The 18,940-nt window shown below is 44.2% G+C and carries 19 protein-coding genes; all 19 read left to right on the forward strand.

The features are described 5' to 3' along the window. Positions 1-141: 141 nt before the first annotated feature. The 19 genes from ACNOGP_RS11090 (at position 142) to ACNOGP_RS11180 (ending at position 18,938) form a co-directional block, all read left to right on the forward strand. Entirely contained in the window at positions 142-1,092 is a 951-nt protein-coding gene (locus ACNOGP_RS11090) for a hypothetical protein (RefSeq protein ID WP_044917893.1), read from the forward strand. Between the two features lie 65 nt (positions 1,093-1,157). Then, a complete protein-coding gene (locus ACNOGP_RS11095) occupies positions 1,158-2,048 on the forward strand; it encodes a caspase family protein (RefSeq protein WP_060451235.1) in 891 nt (296 codons plus the stop codon). Beyond that, positions 2,048-2,710 (forward strand): RNA polymerase sigma factor, encoded by a 663-nt coding sequence (locus ACNOGP_RS11100; protein WP_004320217.1) that lies wholly within the window; start codon positions 2,048-2,050, stop codon positions 2,708-2,710. Before ACNOGP_RS11095 ends, ACNOGP_RS11100 begins: the two co-directional genes overlap by 1 nt. Positions 2,711-2,722: 12 nt before the next feature. Next, entirely contained in the window at positions 2,723-3,247 is a 525-nt protein-coding gene (locus ACNOGP_RS11105; RefSeq protein WP_004320215.1) for a hypothetical protein, read from the forward strand. After that, complete coding sequence (locus tag ACNOGP_RS11110; protein WP_004320213.1) at positions 3,240-6,404, forward strand: CHAT domain-containing protein; 3,165 nt, start codon at positions 3,240-3,242, stop codon at positions 6,402-6,404. Before ACNOGP_RS11105 ends, ACNOGP_RS11110 begins: the two co-directional genes overlap by 8 nt. A gap of 128 nt (positions 6,405-6,532) precedes the next feature. Further along, a complete protein-coding gene (locus ACNOGP_RS11115; protein WP_004320211.1) occupies positions 6,533-6,913 on the forward strand; it encodes a hypothetical protein in 381 nt (126 codons plus the stop codon). Continuing rightward, positions 6,910-7,266 carry a hypothetical protein gene (locus ACNOGP_RS11120; protein ID WP_004320208.1) on the forward strand — a complete coding sequence of 119 codons (357 nt, stop codon included), beginning with the start codon at positions 6,910-6,912 and terminating at the stop codon, positions 7,264-7,266. The genes ACNOGP_RS11115 and ACNOGP_RS11120 overlap by 4 nt, the downstream gene beginning before the upstream one ends. A gap of 39 nt (positions 7,267-7,305) precedes the next feature. After that, complete coding sequence (locus ACNOGP_RS11125) at positions 7,306-9,108, forward strand: Ig-like domain-containing protein (protein ID WP_004320206.1); 1,803 nt, start codon at positions 7,306-7,308, stop codon at positions 9,106-9,108. Positions 9,109-9,529: 421 nt separating this feature from the next. Then, positions 9,530-10,003 (forward strand): hypothetical protein, encoded by a 474-nt coding sequence (locus tag ACNOGP_RS11130; RefSeq protein WP_198287822.1) that lies wholly within the window; start codon positions 9,530-9,532, stop codon positions 10,001-10,003. 93 nt (positions 10,004-10,096) lie between these two features. After that, complete coding sequence (locus ACNOGP_RS11135) at positions 10,097-10,453, forward strand: hypothetical protein (RefSeq protein ID WP_004320199.1); 357 nt, start codon at positions 10,097-10,099, stop codon at positions 10,451-10,453. A 24-nt stretch (positions 10,454-10,477) separates the two neighbouring features. Next, positions 10,478-11,164 carry a PP2C family protein-serine/threonine phosphatase gene (locus ACNOGP_RS11140; protein WP_004320197.1) on the forward strand — a complete coding sequence of 229 codons (687 nt, stop codon included), beginning with the start codon at positions 10,478-10,480 and terminating at the stop codon, positions 11,162-11,164. 15 nt (positions 11,165-11,179) lie between these two features. After that, entirely contained in the window at positions 11,180-12,361 is a 1,182-nt protein-coding gene (locus ACNOGP_RS11145; protein WP_004320194.1) for a hypothetical protein, read from the forward strand. A 15-nt stretch (positions 12,362-12,376) separates the two neighbouring features. Next, positions 12,377-13,627 carry a hypothetical protein gene (locus ACNOGP_RS11150; protein ID WP_131797389.1) on the forward strand — a complete coding sequence of 417 codons (1,251 nt, stop codon included), beginning with the start codon at positions 12,377-12,379 and terminating at the stop codon, positions 13,625-13,627. Positions 13,628-13,638: 11 nt separating this feature from the next. After that, positions 13,639-15,129: a hypothetical protein gene (locus ACNOGP_RS11155; protein ID WP_004320190.1), complete on the forward strand. Its 1,491-nt coding sequence runs from the start codon at positions 13,639-13,641 to the stop codon at positions 15,127-15,129. A 16-nt stretch (positions 15,130-15,145) separates the two neighbouring features. Continuing rightward, entirely contained in the window at positions 15,146-15,538 is a 393-nt protein-coding gene (locus ACNOGP_RS11160; RefSeq protein ID WP_004320187.1) for a hypothetical protein, read from the forward strand. Between the two features lie 126 nt (positions 15,539-15,664). Continuing rightward, on the forward strand, positions 15,665-16,801 hold the full coding sequence (locus ACNOGP_RS11165; RefSeq protein WP_004320185.1) for a YqiA/YcfP family alpha/beta fold hydrolase: 1,137 nt from the start codon (positions 15,665-15,667) through the stop codon (positions 16,799-16,801). After that, the gene (locus ACNOGP_RS11170; protein WP_165601823.1) at positions 16,798-17,430 is read left to right on the forward strand and encodes a matrixin family metalloprotease; all 633 of its coding nucleotides are present in this window, start codon (positions 16,798-16,800) and stop codon (positions 17,428-17,430) included. Before ACNOGP_RS11165 ends, ACNOGP_RS11170 begins: the two co-directional genes overlap by 4 nt. 69 nt (positions 17,431-17,499) lie before the next feature. Continuing rightward, positions 17,500-18,012 (forward strand): hypothetical protein, encoded by a 513-nt coding sequence (locus tag ACNOGP_RS11175; RefSeq protein ID WP_165861554.1) that lies wholly within the window; start codon positions 17,500-17,502, stop codon positions 18,010-18,012. 11 nt (positions 18,013-18,023) lie between these two features. After that, on the forward strand, positions 18,024-18,938 hold the full coding sequence (locus tag ACNOGP_RS11180; protein ID WP_004320179.1) for a hypothetical protein: 915 nt from the start codon (positions 18,024-18,026) through the stop codon (positions 18,936-18,938). Positions 18,939-18,940: the final 2 nt, after the last annotated feature.

Consider the following 18,940-nt stretch of genomic DNA (forward strand, 5'->3'; position numbering starts at 1 on the left):
GAACTTGTGTTATTGAATATTTATCTGAGATTTTGAGACATTCATTGTGTATGATGGCTAATCCCAAATACAAACGCTTGAATGGTTTTAAGGATTAGAGAATAACACCAACAATTTCAAAAATGAAAAGAACAAAACGGCATGAAAAAGAACATTATGTTTGCGATAATTCTTATACTTTGTGCATGTAAAAGCAATAAGACTGGCGGAGATGCTTTGGTTGAACAAGACTCTATCTCTACTGAATTAAATGATGATAAAATATCTGCACTAACAAATAGGAACATAGATGATGTGGAGATTACGGGTGAAGTTCTTCATACAAGAATGACCTATTTTAATTTTGATAGTGTCAAAAATCTTGTTTCTTTTTTTGAAGAGATTGAATTAAAGCATGAAAAAATAGTCTTTTGTGAAGAAGATAAATCAACAGTTGATAGGTGTATATTACAAATAGATAAATACCGAAAAGGGTTATGCAAATTCTATCCTGACACCTTGGTTTATAAATCTTTATCATACTTAGGACATGGTGCAGCATATATTGACAACCATAGGCCAGGTGTAGATCTTACTTATGCGGAGTGGTTTATGATGTTAGTTGCTTATTACAGTCCAGACATCACCTGCTTAGTTAACATGCAAAGTCCAGATCATATAGTTGGTGTGCGTAATTTTGGCCATGAATACAATCACAATCCTTGGTGGTCATATTTATTTGTAAAACGCACCAAAGGGTATGAAGTCAGAGCCATTGGGGAGGACTGTTCACTAATAACTAAACTATATCAATTGGAAGATAGAAATCATCGAAAATATTATCTTTGTTCAAACAATGATTATGAATTATCTTTCATGCATTACCTTTATACGTTTGACGTAAATGGAAAATTGATTGAGGTGAAACCAGAATGTAAAATAAGATTCCCGAATGTACAATATGATGAGATTTACTTCAGCCCCGAACATTTGGAATGGTCTTTGTGTAAACTCAATAAGAAAACAGGCAAATTGGTTCCTGTAACAGAAAAACCATTAATGAAGTTAGAACTCAAAGGAGAAGAATCTTTTTTTTCGTCTTCCTTTAGATAAACCATCTGAACAGGGATTACTTCTTTGAGTTTTTACATCAAGTTTATAAAGAAATGTAATACTTAATGGCTATTCGAATACTGTTCATTTTGCTTCTGCTCGTTGTGTCGTCCACATCACATGCTCAGACACGGCGAGCTATTGTCATTGGCATTGGCAAACATGAGGATAAGACATGGGGAAAGATAAATGGTGATAAGGATGTGCCCTATGTGGAGGAGATGCTGGTAAATGCGAAGTTCAAGGCGGGTAATGTCAAGAAACTCGTGAATCAGCAGGCGATGAAGGCAGCTATTGTGAGTGCCTTCAAGTCTTTAGCATCGCAGTCAAAGCGTGGGGATATGGTGTATGTACATTTCTCAGGGCATGGTCAACAGATGAAAGATGTGCATAATGACGAGAAGGACGGACTGGATGAGTGCTGGATTCCATACGATGCCTACAGAAAGCCATGCGAGAAAGACAAAGGTGAGAAACACCTCACGGATGACGAAGTGAACTATTATCTGAATGCCATCAGAGACAAAATTGGAGATTCGGGCAAGATGCTGGTGGTGATAGATGCTTGTCATAGCGGTGATGCAACACGTGGTGATGAGGATGAAGTGGTGCGTGGCGTGGAAGACATATTCGAAGCTATCAAAACCTTTATCTGGGGAGCTTCTACTGATAAAGGCAAGACGGATGTAAATCCAAATGCCCAGGTGAATAAGGAAAGGTGGATTACCATCAGTGCTTGCAAAAGCGACCAAGTGAACATTGAAATGAAAAGTCCGGCTGTGGGTAAACTTACCTATGCAATATATAATAAGGTAAAGGAAAGCACAGGAAATGACAACGATGATTTCTTTCGAAGAATAAGAATGTTTGTCAATTCCAATACGGGCAGCAGACCTCAATATCCAGTAATGACTGGCGAGACCGATAGATTTAGAATAACAGACATCATACAGTAATGGCAAAAACAATACAATTCAGAGCCCCCATACAAGAGAACGAAGCACGACTTGTAGCGGGTATAGCAGACAAAGGTCGGCGCACTCAGTACGAGCTGTACGCATACTGCTCCGATTACTTTTGGGACAACTATAGGGGTGTGTTCTTCGCTGACGATAATGCGGCGGCAGAGATTCTACAGAACACCTTTATTGCGTTCTGGGAGAACATAGAAAGAAGAAAAATTTATGTGGAGGATGGAATCGTGATGGGAAAAGACAACAAGCCCCTGAACGGCAGCATCCTCACCTACTTTATGAGCATAGCCCGAAACAAGTATTTAGAATACGGACGCGAGCATCCTGTATATGCTGACCCCGAAACAGAATTAGGACGGTTGCTAAGGGCTGAAGGCTTCGACCCCAACGATTATATAGATATGCTCTATGATTCGGGCGAGAACTTGATGCTTGACATTATAGCGGATGTCATATCACACATGTCACCAAGGTGCAGTCAGATACTCACCAAATTCTATTACGAGGAGAAGAAACTGGAGACTATCCTGAAGGAAATGCCGACAATAGAGTCATACAATGCCTTAAAGACGAAGAAGAACAAGTGCATGAACTCTTTGCGAAAATCGGCGAGGGAAATCTATAAGAGAAAGTTGAACTCATAAAGAATTACAGATATGGACGAAAAGTTTCAAGACAGAATAGACAACTACCTGCTTAACCGCATGGATGATGCCGAAAAGACGGAGTTCTTGCGTGAGATAGAACAAGATAAAGAGAAGAAGGAACAACTGGAGTTTACACAGGACGTGAAAGACTGCATCCGAAGTCGTGAGGAGAAACTAAAGGCACTAAAACAGTTCCAACGACAGTATGAACAAGAACGAAAAACTGCTGCTTATCGTGCTACAGGTACTAAACAAGCAGCATGTTATTGTCCTGCTCCAGAGGTTGCAGCAACAGAGCCAGTGCGGTCAAAGAAGAAGATATGGCTGTGGATTTCTGGTGTGGCAGCTGTGCTTGTTGTAGGTTTCTTTGCCATCAAGCCAATGTTTGATTATGAGTCATCTCCTAACTATAACGGGGCACCTATGGAGCAGATGCGTGGAGGGGATGAAGTGTTCAGCCCTGCCCCGGCAGACAGTACGGACAACGATACCATAAAGTATAATATCGAGAAGAAAGTAAATCCAGATGAATAGAATCATAGTATTCGCATTGATGTTTTTCTGCATGACAATGCAGATAGAAGCCCAGACCCTGTCAGAGGAAGAAGTGACTGCTAAAATGTATCAGGCATTTGAACTGAACAAAGCCGCCAAGAAGGCAGAAGCACTTGAGTTGTTTCTTATTGTTGGAGAGAATACCAAGCAGCAACGCAACGAAGGCGAGCGGCAAGTGTACGTTTGTAGTCAGACAATGGCATGTCAGTGTTATGAATTGCTTGGCAGGTATAAAGAAGGGTATCTTTTAGGAAAGAGTTTGCTTCAAGGTAAGTTGAATGATACAGAAAGAAAAGACGTCGGCCATCTCTATGCTATGAATGGCTATATGTATGCTTGCGAATTTATCCAGCGTGATGAAAAAGGACGTGCCGATTATAAGCGTGGAAGGGAACTCATATCAGAAATACTTCCCTATTCTGACGGTCAGGTAAAAGAATACGCGGAGACAAAGATTCCTCTATCATGGTATTTTGAGGGAGCGCAATATGCGATGACACAGAGTTATGACGAGGCGCTTTCTTCGTATGAAGAAGCCTTGAATGGATTCAGGGATTTGGGTAGGGTGTCTGAAGAAGTAGATGTACTCTCCGGCATAGCATCGGTAAAAGCACACCTTTGCAAGTTTGACGAAGCAAAGCGAGTTTACTATCAGGCATTTGTCTTGGCACATCAAAATGGCAAGGTGAACAAGCAGATGGATGTGTTGAGGGAGTTGTGGTCGCTGGGCAATTCCACTGGTGACATGAAACTGATACGCTCCGCTTCGGCTTCCATGGATTCGTTAGTGGAAAAGGCAGGAGATGTGAAAATGAAATTTGCATACTACCATCAAAAAGGTGACGAGGCGAAATCCAAAGGTCAGTATAATTTAGCCGAGAAGTGGTATATAAAGGGCAAGGAACTGGCTGAAGGGGACAACAAAGACCCTGCGGCAAGTAAACATCTGGCATATAACAAGCTGAGAAATCTATACATTGCCACGGGGCAATATGACGATGCCATCGCATACGGTCGCAAAGTGTTGGAAGAATACCAGAAGCAGATGAATCCAGAGGAAGATGCGTATTATCTTCCGTATAGCCTGGTGGCAGACATCTACAGACTGAAAGGAGACAAGGAGAATTGCTTTGCATGTATAGACTCTCTCTTTAAGAGTGAAAGCAGGATGAAAGAGCCAAGGGAACTATGTCAAATGTATATGGTTCGGGCACGCTGCCATAATGGCTTCAAAGAATACTCCGCAGCTCTCGCAGACTATAAGAAAGCAGATGAAATACTTGCATCGAAATATCCCCAAACGGAAGAGAATAGGATAATGCTCCTTGCATCCATGGGAGGAACGGAACATCGCCTTGACATGTATGATGAGTCTGAAAAGCATTATCAACTCTATGCGGATTACACAAAGCAACTTTATGGCGAAAAGAGCATGGAGTATATCAATGCGCTAATGATGCTCGCCAATGCAGAGGGATTCTCCAAACATCTTGATGCTGGTTGCACACACTATACGGATGCCGCTTTCAGGTTGAAAGAGTTGATGAAGGAGCGTATTCCGATGATGAGTGTCGAGGAACGTGAGAGTTTGTGGTCGCCAGTGTCTTCACTGTTTACGATGATGACACCATACGCCATTGAAGCCAACAGATACCAGGATGAGTTTACCGCAAGCTGCTACGATGCGCTTGTCATGTCGAAGTCTTTTCTGCTGGAGTCTGAACGCTCGTTGTTTGACGTGGTAAAGAAAGAAGGTACTGATGATGATATGAAGGACTATATGCTGCTTACCTTGATGAAGAACCAAATAAAGGAGTGGGAGAAGGAACAAGCACATTATGCCGATAGCATATTAAGTATGTCACAACGGGCTGATCAATTGGCGGCACGTCTGACCGAAAGATGCCGCAGTTTCGACAATATCACACGTTTCATGGATATAGACTATGCGACAGTTAAGAGTGCTCTGAAGCCCAATGAAGTCCTTTTGGACTTTACTGATTACGTTTCAGAGACCATGGGGCGCAAATATGCAGCCTATATCATCAACAAGAGCGATGAATACCCATTGGTGAAATACCTGTTCGCCGAAAGACAGATTGATTCGTTGGGCATCACCCGACCTGATATGTATTATAATCAGGACTATGCCCCAGAGGTACTGAAACTGTTATGGGAGCCATTAAGAGCATACATAGCTGAAGGTTCGACTGTTTATTATGTTCCATCACAACTGCTGTTCCAAGTGTCATTAGAGTCATTGCCTCTGGCTGACGGTTCGTTATTGGGAAACCATTACAACTTCGTAAGGTTGTCTTCCGCAAGGGAACTGGTAAAGGCACAGTCGCCAGTCTTGGCATTTGCACCGCATTCTGCGGTGTTATATGGTGGACTGCAATATGACATTCAACCGACAGCAATGATTGAGGAGGCGAAGAAATATGACTTGACAGATTTGTTGGTGATGCGTGGCGACATGGTTCGTGGGGATTCTGTCTTCTGTGAACTTCCTGGCTCCAAGCAGGAGATTATGCAGATTGAGTCTCTGCTGAAAGCCAGCAAGTGGCAGGTAACACCCCGAATGGGAATGGAGGGAACTGAGGAGTCGTTCCTCAGTATGCACGGAAATGCTCCTCAGTTGTTGCAGATAGCCACTCACGGATTTTATTATACTCCTGAACGTGCCGCTCATGTAGATTATCTGAAAGGTTATTCTGATGCCATGATGCTCTCTGGCATTGTACTATCAGGAGGCAATGCGGCATGGAGAGGCAAGGAATTGCCTGATGGAGTGTTAGGCGGTATTCTTACAGCCAACAACATCGCTCGCCTCGACCTAAGTGGCACGGAGATGGTTGTGCTCTCAGCTTGTCAGTCGGGACAAGGCAAGGCTACTTCCGAAGGTCTTTACGGCTTGCAGCGTGCCTTCAAGAAAGCCGGTGTTGGCACTATGGTCATGGCTCTATGGAGTGTCAGCGACAAGGTGGCTACAGAGTTTATGACTGCATTCTATGAGCAACTGGCATCCAAACAATGCAAGTGGAACAAACGTAAGGCATTTGAAAACGCAAAGTCCATCATTCGGGAGAAATATCCCGACCCATACTATTGGGCGGCATTTGTGATGCTGGATTGAGACATACAACACACGAGTTAGAAACTGCACCATTCAACAAGTTTGATTTGGTGCAGTTTTTTTTATTGATAGATATGGTTACTAATCACGCTCATATACCATAAAGAGTATAACAAATATAATTGAATATGAGACAAGAAGAAATAGTGAATGAAATTAGGAAGAAATGTGGGCATGTGGAAATGTTGCCGTCAATGGGTTGGCATTTTATCTACCACGACAGGCATTTCTTTTATATGACTGGGAGAAATGAGGATATGATACGTTTCTGTGTCCCTCATTTAGTAAAGGCAAACGAGTACAACACTGAATTATTGTCGGATGCTATCAATGAGACAAACAGGAACGTGAAATTTATCAAAGCAGTCAAACTGGACTGTGGCAGTGTTTCATTGGATTATGACCACAAAACGACATCAGATGAATCGGCAGATACGATTGTCCCTCATATCATCAATGCCTTGGATTTCGCCTCGACCTATTTACTCAACAAACTGAAAAGGACATGAAAAAGTTAATCTCAATTATAATCATAACGCTCGGCTTTCTGCCCCTTATGGCGCAAAATGACTACTATATCAAGCAAGCCCAATCATATCAGCGTGAGGCGGAATACTACACGAAGCAGGCATTGGGCTATGAGCAAGAAGTCGATTACTATAACCGACAAGCACAAGGTTATCTCAGAGAGGCTGAATACTACTCGAAGCGGAAGAACTACGATAGTGTGAAGACATATCAGCAACGGGCAAAGAATGCCACGGACAAGGCAGAAGATTACGCACGAAAAGCAAAGAATGCCCGAGAACGTGCTCAGGACTATATGAGAAAGGCAGAGTATGCGCTGAAGAGAGCAAAATAATAACACCACAGATAAAACAAACCATCAAATACAACAACAATGAAAACATTTACTACACATCTGCAGACCATGATTCTAATGGTTCTGTTCGCATTTGCAACAGTTCAAAAGGCGAATGCTTCGGCAAAAGCCGGAGAAGCATCAGTCTATGAAGGAAGTACCGTAACCATAGCGTTGGCTGACACTTACAAACGTACACTTATGCAGTCAACGGGTGTTACCTATCAGTGGTATTCCGAGAACAATTCGTATGCCACCGTGACCAGTTCCACTCGCTATAATGCCACTGTCAAGGGAATCAAGGCAACATCTTCGTGCAAAGTATATTTTAAATGTAGCTATTTCATTGATGGCTTCTATCGCACTATGGACTTTTACTATACGATCACCGTAAAATCGACAAGTGTCAGTGTGACAAGTGTAACACTGAGCCAATCGTCCATCAGTATGAAAGAAGGAAATACCTACCAACTGTCAGCCTCTGTCTATCCTACAAATGCAACGAACAAGAATGTAAACTGGTCAAGCAACAATACATCTGTGGCTATGGTGAACAACGGACTTGTGTCGGCAAAGTCTGCGGGAACTGCTACTATTACATGCCGTGCTGCGGATGGCAGTGGGAAATATGCTACTTGCAAGGTTTCCGTAGAGTCTGCAACGGTATATGTTACAAGTATAACACTGAATAAGACTTCTGCTTCTCTGTATGTTGGAGAAACCACACAACTTAATGCAGCTGTTAGCCCAAGTTCGGCGACCAACAAAAGTGTTAGTTGGACATCCGATGACACGTCTGTAGCCACGGTGTCATCCACTGGACTTGTCACTGCAAAATCTGCTGGCACTGCCACTATTACATGTAAGGCAAAAGACGGAAGCGGGAAACAAGCAACGTGCAACATATCGGTAAAAGAGAATGTAAAGCCGACATCTATAACGCTCAGCGCATCCAAGGCTTCACTCACCGAAGGAGAAACATTACAATTGACAGCCACGGTAAGTCCATCTGATGCTGTCGATAAAACCGTGACATGGATGAGCGACAATACAACCGTCGCAACCGTGGACAACACTGGTCTTGTCACCGCAAAGAGTGCCGGCACAGCCAACATCATTGCTACAACTTCCAACAATCTTGCCGCTGTCTGTGCTATAACCGTGAATGAGGAAGTCATAGGAGAAACAACAGTATGGTCAGGGAATTATAGGGTCGCATCCAGTCATGTGGAGAACAATCCCACGAGGGAGTATAAAGATGGATTCGAAATGACTATTACTGAGAAGAATGGATCGTATTATATCACTTCCATGTTTGGTGATGACCTTACGGAATACAATGACGGAGGATTCAAGTTGTATGACAATGGAGATGGTACTGCAAAGATTGATGTATCATACTACAATATCCTGAAATATACCGATAATGACAGTCCGTTATATGCAATATATGTGTTTGATGAGACAACGGATGATTGGGCAGACACATGGACACTGAAAATGAATGAAGACGGAACGATAACTGTAGGGGACTTCTATGTAGCAGCCTTTTCATGGGTGGAAGATGAGGAGAAATGGAAAAATGGACAGTTGGAGGCATTGTATTACAGCATGACGGCCAAGATAGAAGATGTCACAGGTCTTTCTGAGACAATAGCCGAATCGCCTGTTATTCATATAGAGGACGGAACCGTTTGGCTGGATGAAGCGTCATACATTACGGTGTACAAAGACAATGGAACCAAAGTCTATTCTGGAAAGACCAACCGCATCGAGAACCTGTCCAGAGGGTTGTATATTATCAAGATAGGCAGTCAAAGCAAGAAAATCCTGATAAAATAATGCTCCAAGGGGTTACTATGCCTAACTACCCTTCATAAACAGACAAAGGAACAATAATAACAAACTTAGAAGTTGCGCCCGATGACGTATTAGGGTATAAGACAATGAAGAAGATTTTTGCAGTTGCATTTGCTCTCATCGCTTTAGTAGGTGCCAATGCACTTTACATAAATGCGAAAACTACCAATGCTGAAGTTGCGCCTGTTACATCGGATGTCACTGTGCATGTAGCAGGGAATGATGACGGACACTGTCATTATTGCGGTCCCAACAAATGCCCGTATTTTAGAGCGAAGAGCGGTGCCGACCCTACGACATGTAAGTGTGGTCATTCCAAGCGTTCTCATATTGACAAGTATTGAGTAAATATTATCACCTAATTTTAGAAGTTGGGCGCGTCACAAATCAAGCGTATATAGAAATGAAACATTTTGGAATTATGCTATCAATGATGTTTATGTGCTTAATAGCAAGCGCACAGATGGTTGGGGGCTTCCAGCAAGGTAACGATGGACATATCTATTTTGTTGCGAATAATCAAACAGGTGCAACATTCAATATACAGATTGTCGCAGCCTCTACGGACAGGAATAACTCTGAAACTAAGACAATGACACCTAACGGAGGCTTCTATCTTGGGCCTACAACCCCATGGAGATGGTATTGGAAGAGAGGAGATAAAATTTCAGTTGTCTATGCCAATGGACAGTCTCAGACGTGGGTCTGCCCTCAAAGCGACAGCGCTTACAATCGTTCTAATGTTACATTTCGAGGGAAACATTGTACAGGAACGGTAGGTTGTAGTTGTTCGGGATTCTCTCCCATCACCAATGGAGATGTATGGCAACAAGCATACTGCAAGCATTGTGGACACAAAAAGAGTTGTCATAAATAGAAGGGTATTATAAGGCTATGACATAAAGAGGTGGGGGCTTGATGTTCCTGCCTCTCGTCATAAGAATTATTCATCATATTAAAACGAACGATTATGAAGCGGTTTAAGAACAATGAGACCATTGAGGTCTTGGGAGCATCTTTCAATGGTGTGAAAGAAATGATAGAACACGCAAGGAAGCGAATGCCAAAGGATGGTGTGTATGTGGGCGAAGACTCACAACTCTATCCTTGCTTTGACAGCGAGGACTATATGTATGAGAATCGTTATTTTACCAATCTGGTTTTCGCTAAAAGCCTAGAGGAGATAGACGAGAAACTACGCATACTGAATCAGGTGGAAAGACATGGTAACTACAATAAGCTGAATTGCGAACTTCATCCAATGGCTTATTGGCAGGGCGATATATGTCATGATGTGCTGTTGACAGAAATGGGAGATGAGCGATGACGACAATTTGTATAATTGAATAATATGAAGATACATTACGCTACAATCAGTGAAACGGGAAAGCGTCAGAACAATGAAGACGCTTTCCGTATCGTAAATGGTGAGGACGGTAACCGTTGGTTGGCAGTGGTCTGCGATGGCATGGGAGGTCACGCCATGGGAGAAGTGGCAAGCGAGACCGTTTCAGATGCCATTGTGGATTACTGGAAAAAACATACGGACGAGCCTGACAGTAAGACAAAGGTGGAAAAGGCCTGCGCCCATGCCATGAGGGCACTTGACAAGAAAGCCAACTCGTTAAACCATTGCCAAATGGGAACGACGATGGTGATGGCAAGCATTGAGGGCGACACCGTGACCATTACCCATGTGGGTGACAGCAGATGCTATTTGCAGCGTCCTAATGAAGGGCTGCTCTACCAGACGAAGGACCATGTGCGTTTGGATTATGGCTGGGAGGTCATTGACCGTTGCTTTTTCTCCTATCATCATGAGGCAGATGTCCCGGACATAGTACAGTTCAAATTGAAGGCAGGCGACAGAATGTTGCTTTGCTCCGATGGCTTGTACAAAAGCATGGCTCCAGACATTCTGTTGGCAAGGATGATGGATGAAAAGCCGCTTGCCGACATTCTTGATGTTTATGATTTCATGTGCGAAAAGCAGGGCGATGACAACTATACGGCAGTCTTGATTGAGGTAAAAGAATAAGATAGGACAGATAGTATGAAATGGTTTGGTATTATTGCCATGACATTGTTGATGACAATGACTGGCTGCAAGAAAGAAATGGGAACGCAGTATCGTGGATGCTTTGAGAATGACGATGCCGTCAGTCTTAAAGACATAATCGATATTTATGACAAATACGCAAGTGCGAAGGAAGACAGCACGGACTTTGACCTCTTTGCTGCCTTCTATGGACAGGATGCGGCAGACAATGTTCTCGAATACGAGATTGTGAGTGATACGGCATTCGCCCTGCAATTGCCGGAATATGCCGCAAGCAAACAACCGTTTCTTTCCAATGCAGAGGTGTTCTACAACTCTTGCCTGTTGGCTTTCAACGTGTGGAGCAATCACGAGTTGTGGCTGAGAGGATGTGATGGTTTTGAACTTGCTGAAGAAAAAGACGTTGTTGCCGGCATCAAGGCTATTAGCGAAGATTGCATCAGGGACAAAGAACTCCGTAAGGCTGCCAAGATTTACAAGGACAGCATCGTCATTATGATGAAGCGTTCTCCAGAAGAATGGGGCGAAGACGAACATTCCATGGATCTGTTGATTGCCTTTGGCAACAAGATTGAAGCCAAGTCCTATCAGTATTTCACTGATGAGGGGAAGTTTGTCGATTCCTTGAATGCCATGACCAAGGAACTGACTGATGCGACAAAGCCAACTCTTGAACTATACAAGCAGGTTGAGGCAGACAAAAGAGTGGAAATGATGCTGACTAGCTTGAATGACTGTTCCACTTTTGACGAGCAATGCTCCCTGTTCCTAAATTGGGCAGACAGTCCGGAAGCAGATCTTGAAGACGAGTGGATTGTGGCTGTGGCGGAGAAGCTAATGGACAGCGGCAAATACAACCCTTGTCTTAACAACATTTGGATTATATGGCGATGTCTGTATCAATATTGCTATGGCGGAATATCCCGTGATTCATCCATTCCCAACAGCATCTATAACGATATGCGCAAGAAATGCTATCAGACCTGTCTGAAGAGGATTGAGAAAAATCCTAATGATGTTTTTGCCATGAACTGTGCGGCAGCAATTGGGGGCAGGGTGAACATCAACCGCTTCGGACAGAATATGTTTGGCAATGAAGCTGTGATAGAGAAGCACACCTACTTATCCGGTCGTGACGATAAGGAGGATAAAGAAAGTGAAGAAGCTGAAGATTAAAGAAAGATAATGATTATGAGACAGAGTAAACGAATGACAATGGTTTTGGCATTGCTCCTCTCGGTGATTGGAGCTGATGTCTTTGCACAGAAGGGGGCGGATTCGGTCTGGGTAGATTCCGTTGAAGTGGATTCCGTGGCACTTGCCGAAGAGTTTAAATCGGATTATGACTCGGAAGAAGACAAGGCGAGGATGGACAGTTTGATCCAGTCACGTTACGTCATCGTCTCCATGAATGGGAAGTATGGTATCTATGACCGTGAGAAGAACGACAGTGTCACGGCTGTGGATATGGAATACATCGAGTATTCCCACTATTTCCAACCAGAAGACGGTATGTGCTTCTGCTATTTCTACTATGAGAAAGGGCTGCAATGCGGAAAAATCGGCATCAATATGAATGACAACACGAAAATGGAAGCGTTTGCCGACAATCCAAGACTCGTGGGGAAAGTGGAAGACTTTCCTGCCATAGACTCATTGATTTCGGCGAGGAGTTATGACGTGCTGAGTGAATGCATGGCGGCTATTGATGGAATCCAAGGACAGGTGTCGGTCATTGACGTAAGGACAGGTGATGTCTTGACATGGGGAGCATTGGAGAATGTAGAGGGTGACATTGTGTATGCTCCTCTTCTTAAAAGGTTTTGCAGTTCGGAAACATATATGCCTTTCGTGGCTGCCGACTGCCTCGCCCAGTCAAAAACATCTTTGGAGGACAGCGTCGATACAGGACAAGGTATTTTTGTGTTGAACGACAGCGTGCGGATAAGAGACCATAATTGGCGCAGAGGTGGTTACGGAATGTTGACATACAGACAGGTTCTGCTCAACAAGTCGAGAATTGGAATGTATCACGCCATGATGACCTTGCCTGACGGCATGGATTATTGGAAGTACGCTACTGACCAGACAAAGAACACCAATGCGTTGGAACTGGCTACGGTGTTCAACAATATCTTCCATTTGGATTCCGTGAACGTCTCTGCGGAAAGACGCGGCAATATCCGTGCAATTGCCATCGGAATGTTCAAGGAAGAAGGCATACAACATAAGCGTGCACCGAAGGACTTGGAACTTGGAGGAGTATATAATGTGGCTGATGACGGAACGGAGCAGACATTCACGTTTGTAGGCTGCTTCCCTGCCAACAAGCCGAAGTATGCTGTCAGCATGGTCGTGCAGAGAAAGCATAAGCTGCCGGCATCGCCTGCAATGGTGTCAGACAAAGCGAATGAATTGATTGAGTGGTTAAACAAAAAGTAAATACGAATATAATGAAGCAAAAAGTATTTTGGCTTGATTTGGCCGTCTGTTCTTTATGGCTGTTTGTTGCATTGGCAAACTGTAGTTGGTGGTCATTACCAACTCATTTTCTTATGGTAGTCACAGTCGTGATGAGAATCATTCTCTCCTTCACCCTTTATCGTGGGGAGAAACGAAGTTGGATTCCATTGACAGTTTTCTCGGCTCTGTTTGCCTTGCTGTCTGTTGAGGGACCGGTTATGAGGACAACGGGTGATTTCGCTGATTTGCCGTTTGTCGTTATGGGTATAAACAATGACCACTTGACCCATAACATTATAAAATGCATATTGTTGGCATGGCTATTCTTGGGACCGATAGCTGTATATATTGTTGGACTTATCAGGAAAACAATGAAGTCATCTACCTTGACTTGGAAGGATGCTTTGGGAGCGATTCTCTGGAAGGACAAAGGGACAAAGGCCTATTGCCAACTGATGTTGATTGCCATCTGTGCGTTATATGCAGGGCTTGCCATGGACATGAGAATGTGTCGTTTCGCTTGTGTCGTCCTGCCGCCTCTCAGTCTATATCTGATTGCCAGATATATGACTTCCTGTAAAGATACAACAGAGAAGAATCCTGTTGTCGGCAAACTTTGGATGATGGTAGCTGCTATGGTACTATTCTTCTATGCCCAACGCTATGCCGGGATGTGGCGCGTGTGGATGCTCGTTGCCAGTATAGCAATGGTTGCTTACGTATGTTGGCGCACTTTTGGTAAGCTAGGATTGGCAGGAATAAGCATATTGGCTACCGTATATTTGGGAATACTCCTCCCAACCTTGGCAATTGGTTATAATCAATACGCCTGTATAGAATATGGTCGCCGAGGGTTATATACGTTGGAACCATTGAGAGGCATTTTCTATATCAAGGACACTAATACGGACAAGGTCGGCTTGCGGGACAGATACGGCATACTTGTCGAACCTATATATGACAACATTGTTCATAATTCACGCAATCGCCCATTGGGAATCTATGAACTAAGAAATAACGGATGCTATACTTTGTATAATGTATATCAAAACAAAATGATGACATCAAATATCAGCGACCCGAATCTACAGGACAGTATCTGTCAAATACTTGATAAATATTGTGACAGGAATGCTTATGGTCACAGAGACAGGTTGGAAATACGTGTTACCAATAAGTTCAAGGCGGAGATTCCTCTTTCTCACGTCAAGATGACGAGAAACGGAATTAACTCATACTATGATTACTCAGACCAACCGTATATATCGGAAGACTCGGTGACTCTTCGTTCCGGGGAGTTTGCAACCGACTCTGTTGTGCGCTATGGTGACACTTTTCATGTACTCCATTACTCCTATGACGTGAAGCGTGACAGCACGGTATTATACAATATTGACCTGAAGACCGCAAGACAAAGTACACCACAACATGAGGAGTTGAATGAGTTGGCAAAGAGCATAGAAACACTATTGAAGCAATGAGTTAAACCGAAGCAAGATGAAGAACCTGATAATGCTTTTCATTGCTTTCATCACCCTTATAGGTTGTGGGGGCGGCCACCAGCAGGAAGAGAATACTTCTGAATGGGGTGACAGTATAGCCACGATAAACAACACGGCTTACTATTGGCTGCAATTAGCAGACGACTCTGCACGGATTTCAGCAGTCAGAGACAACCAGTTGGTAACTGAGTGTGTCGTTAGAGGACCAGTATATGGCGCAAGGCAATATGATGACGGAGAAATATACATCCTCTGCGGTCAAAACCAAATCACTTGGTTTGATGTCAGAAACATCCCAAGCGAAATAGATTTGATGACCGATGAGGATTTGGATAACTATGATCAGTCGCAAGAAAATGCTGATGCAATAATCGATATAGGCATGTGATATGAACGCAAGCATCCGACTGTTTCTAACTTATAGAAAACGTCGGTCTATTGTGATAGAAAACAGGTTACTACAGCATCTTTTACTACTCCAAGAAGTAATGTGACTGAAAAATCGAATTGAAAAATGGAAGAAAATTATATGGCTACCACACGGAATGGACACGAACTGAAGGATATGTACAATCCAGAAACTAACACGCTGGATATACGTTCCAATGGTTTGTACCCATCCAATGTGCTCAGCAATTTGTGCAGCAACGGTTTCCGCCTCGACGGAATGGTGTGCAGCAGTATGGAGGGTTTCTTGCAATCTCTGAAGAGGAAGGAACTCGACAAGCAGCGGCAGATATGCAGCATGAAGGGCGGCAATGCTCGGAAAATGAGCGTCACATCGTGGCAGACTGACCAGATTGTGTGGTGGAAGGGGCAGGCAATAGACCGCCAAAGCGAAGAGTATCAGCGAATCATACGCCGTGCCTATCAGGCGATGTTTGAACAGAGTGAACGGTTTCGTGCCGCACTGATGCAGACTCGTGGCATCAAACTCGTTCATACAAGCGGTGAGCCGAGTTCCTATAAAACGATACTTACTCCTGCTGAATTCTGCGACATCTTGATGAACATGCGCGACAGCTATGACCTTCGGGATAAGACAAAGGAACTGGAGGAGAAGTCTATCCGAAGGAAGAAACTCATGTATCTTCATGGTTTCGGCTCGTCGGCTGCCAGCGGAACGGTAAAGACTCTACGAGAGCTGTTGTCAGACTTTGATGTCGTTGCTCCCGACATACCCGTTGACCCTGCCGAGGCTCTGCCCTTCTTGCGAGGGCTGTGTATGAACGAAGTGCCGGATGTCGTCGTAGGCACCAGCATGGGAGGCATGTATGCACAGCAGATGCGTGGATATAACCGCATCTGTGTGAATCCCGCTTTCGAGATGTCGAAGAAGAGCAAGATGCTCACGGTTGGCACACATGAATACTTCAAGCCGAGAAAGGATGGTACTACTCATTTTGAGATTACCCCAGAAATCATCCACAACCATGCGGAGATGGAAGAGCATCAGTTTGAAGGGATTACCGAGGCCGACCGCAAGCAGGTATGGGGGATGTTTGCCGACAACGACCAGCAGGTGAATGGAGAATCTTTGTTCCTGCAATACTATAATCAAGTAATCCACTTCAGTGGCGAGCACCGTATGGATGACAGGGTAATAGAGGACGTTCTTGTACCGCTGATTTATAGATGTGTCGCAAAATGAACAACAGAATATTTGACATCATATTGCTGTGTGCGCTATCCCTGATATTGGGAAGCTGCAAGAAGAGTACCCCTGTATCTACATCAACAACAGAGCAGAAATCTGTTGTGCCTGTTGTTTGTGTATATACGTTGGGCGCAGTCAATGTAGATTTACAGCGTGCCATGATGGATTCTTTAAGAGTTCATTATCCCAAATGCAGAATGGCCGGTAATATTCACTTGCCCGACTCTGCCCTTACCACTAAAAGGAATGACCACAAACGATATAGGGCTGATGTACTGAACAAGGTGCTATGTCATTATAAGTCTGATTCAACTATTGTCGTTGGACTTACGCAGGCGGATATCGGACTTGATAATTTCAGAGGTCGTGCCCATAGCGGAATTATGGGACTTGCCAGCGGTATAGGGACAGGTGTGGCGGTATTCTCGTCCTATCGTCCTCATGGCAACGGGCAGTTGTTTAGCGTAATGCTCCACGAATTAGGTCATGCCCAAGGCTTGCGGCATTGTCCTGATATAAAATGTATGATGCAGGATGCCAAAGGTGGTAATCCTTTCCGCAAAACAAACGTATTCTGCGACAAATGTAAGAAATATATGGAATCCAAACACTGGAAGCTATAATACCTTTTATAGGAGAAATAATAAGTAGAACATATGTTAGTGATACATCCAAAAGACAAAACCACGGCGATGCTTTCAGCCCTATATGATGGGCTGGAAGCACAAGTCGTTGCCGACTACCGCACAACCAAGGAGATGGGGCGTTTGTTGCATCATGTCTCTACACAGGAGCGCATCATGTTGCTGGGGCATGGCTCAGACAAAGGACTGTTCTTTCGTGCGGATGACAGCAAGGACGAGTTCGACAAGATAATCGTGAGCCATTCCCACGCTTATCATCTGCGCAAGCATGGAGGCAACATTGTGGCTGTGTGGTGCAATGCCGACCAGTTTGCCCGTGCAGAAGGCTTGCATGGTTTGTTTACGGGGATGATAGTTTCAGAGTTAAATGAGGCTCTTTTATATCAGGTAAAGACGACGCAAGAGGAACTTAATCGTGAGAATGTGAAGTTGGCCCGTAGGCTGAGAGCATTGATTGATGAAAGAATCCCCCTGAGCGAGATACCTAAACGTATGCTGGCAATGGATGATGTCCACTCACCCTTGACCACATTCAATTACAAGAATTTCTACTATTTATGAGGATTAATGAGATGAAGATCAAGAATCTATTTTTTGCCATATATGACCAGTTGACTCGCAAAGGTGCTTGGAGAAACATCTTCGTGACGCACAACGCCTTCGGCATTTTCAGCCGATATAGCCATACGGCACGAGGAAGCGGCAAGCAAAAGATGTCTTACCCTACGAAAGCTGTTGCTTTGAGGGCTGCCAAGGCAATGAGCGAGAAGCATGGTGTGCATTTCTCCGTCTATAAATGCGCGTGGTGCGATGGGTGGCATGTGGGAAAGAATGCCCAAAACAAGGTCGTCCATGAGAACAAATCTGAGGCGAACAACCTTTCAGTTGTCAACAAGCCCAATGCTCTGTATGAGGCATTGATGCGATACCCCATTGTTGACCTTGCCCCTGTCTATGACAAAGGAGTGAGAGGCAGGACTATGTCGGGACGTGGCAGCAACTGGTTGTTGGCAAAGGTGCGTGATGCCGGTGTAAAGGTCATCATTGACCTCCGCACGGCTGACCATACCGACCGCTACGACCGCAATGTGGTAGAGGCTGGCCTGGAATACCACAGTCTGCCCATCGACAGCAGGAACACGGACGTGCATCAGATTATTAGCTCGCTTCCGCTGCTGTTCGAGTTGATGGACAAGGGTGGCTTCTATATTGCCTGTGCTATGGGCAGACACCGCACGGACATTGCCATTGCGCTTTACTATGTGATGCACCCTTCCGTTCCGTTTGAAGAGGTGCCGGAGATGAGAGGGCATCGCTATGTGGAGAAAAAGGAGTTCCGCTGTGATGACATTGCCGCAAGGCTCAACAGCATTATCAAGGCAATCACTCCCGACGAGCTTGCCATGCTAGGGTTGCCCGCAGACTATGAGGCAGAGTTTCTGAGACGTAAAAAGCATTTGTTTGATGTAAACCGTATTTTTGAATGAAC

The sequence above is a fragment of the Bacteroides difficilis genome (assembly GCF_048319815.1).
Lineage (GTDB): Bacteria > Bacteroidota > Bacteroidia > Bacteroidales > Bacteroidaceae > Bacteroides > Bacteroides zhangwenhongii.

Coding starts and splice junctions, on each gene's coding strand:
- ACNOGP_RS11140 (WP_004320197.1), top strand. CDS start 10,478: ATGAAGATACATTACGCTACAATCAGTGAAACGGGAAAGCGTCAGAAC.
- ACNOGP_RS11125 (WP_004320206.1), top strand. CDS start 7,306: ATGAAAACATTTACTACACATCTGCAGACCATGATTCTAATGGTTCTG.
- ACNOGP_RS11145 (WP_004320194.1), top strand. CDS start 11,180: ATGAAATGGTTTGGTATTATTGCCATGACATTGTTGATGACAATGACT.
- ACNOGP_RS11120 (WP_004320208.1), top strand. CDS start 6,910: ATGAAAAAGTTAATCTCAATTATAATCATAACGCTCGGCTTTCTGCCC.
- ACNOGP_RS11090 (WP_044917893.1), top strand. CDS start 142: ATGAAAAAGAACATTATGTTTGCGATAATTCTTATACTTTGTGCATGT.
- ACNOGP_RS11095 (WP_060451235.1), top strand. CDS start 1,158: ATGGCTATTCGAATACTGTTCATTTTGCTTCTGCTCGTTGTGTCGTCC.
- ACNOGP_RS11135 (WP_004320199.1), top strand. CDS start 10,097: ATGAAGCGGTTTAAGAACAATGAGACCATTGAGGTCTTGGGAGCATCT.
- ACNOGP_RS11100 (WP_004320217.1), top strand. CDS start 2,048: ATGGCAAAAACAATACAATTCAGAGCCCCCATACAAGAGAACGAAGCA.
- ACNOGP_RS11130 (WP_198287822.1), top strand. CDS start 9,530: ATGAAACATTTTGGAATTATGCTATCAATGATGTTTATGTGCTTAATA.
- ACNOGP_RS11175 (WP_165861554.1), top strand. CDS start 17,500: ATGCTTTCAGCCCTATATGATGGGCTGGAAGCACAAGTCGTTGCCGAC.
- ACNOGP_RS11105 (WP_004320215.1), top strand. CDS start 2,723: ATGGACGAAAAGTTTCAAGACAGAATAGACAACTACCTGCTTAACCGC.
- ACNOGP_RS11180 (WP_004320179.1), top strand. CDS start 18,024: ATGAAGATCAAGAATCTATTTTTTGCCATATATGACCAGTTGACTCGC.
- ACNOGP_RS11170 (WP_165601823.1), top strand. CDS start 16,798: ATGAACAACAGAATATTTGACATCATATTGCTGTGTGCGCTATCCCTG.
- ACNOGP_RS11150 (WP_131797389.1), top strand. CDS start 12,377: ATGAGACAGAGTAAACGAATGACAATGGTTTTGGCATTGCTCCTCTCG.
- ACNOGP_RS11155 (WP_004320190.1), top strand. CDS start 13,639: ATGAAGCAAAAAGTATTTTGGCTTGATTTGGCCGTCTGTTCTTTATGG.
- ACNOGP_RS11115 (WP_004320211.1), top strand. CDS start 6,533: ATGAGACAAGAAGAAATAGTGAATGAAATTAGGAAGAAATGTGGGCAT.
- ACNOGP_RS11110 (WP_004320213.1), top strand. CDS start 3,240: ATGAATAGAATCATAGTATTCGCATTGATGTTTTTCTGCATGACAATG.
- ACNOGP_RS11165 (WP_004320185.1), top strand. CDS start 15,665: ATGGAAGAAAATTATATGGCTACCACACGGAATGGACACGAACTGAAG.
- ACNOGP_RS11160 (WP_004320187.1), top strand. CDS start 15,146: ATGAAGAACCTGATAATGCTTTTCATTGCTTTCATCACCCTTATAGGT.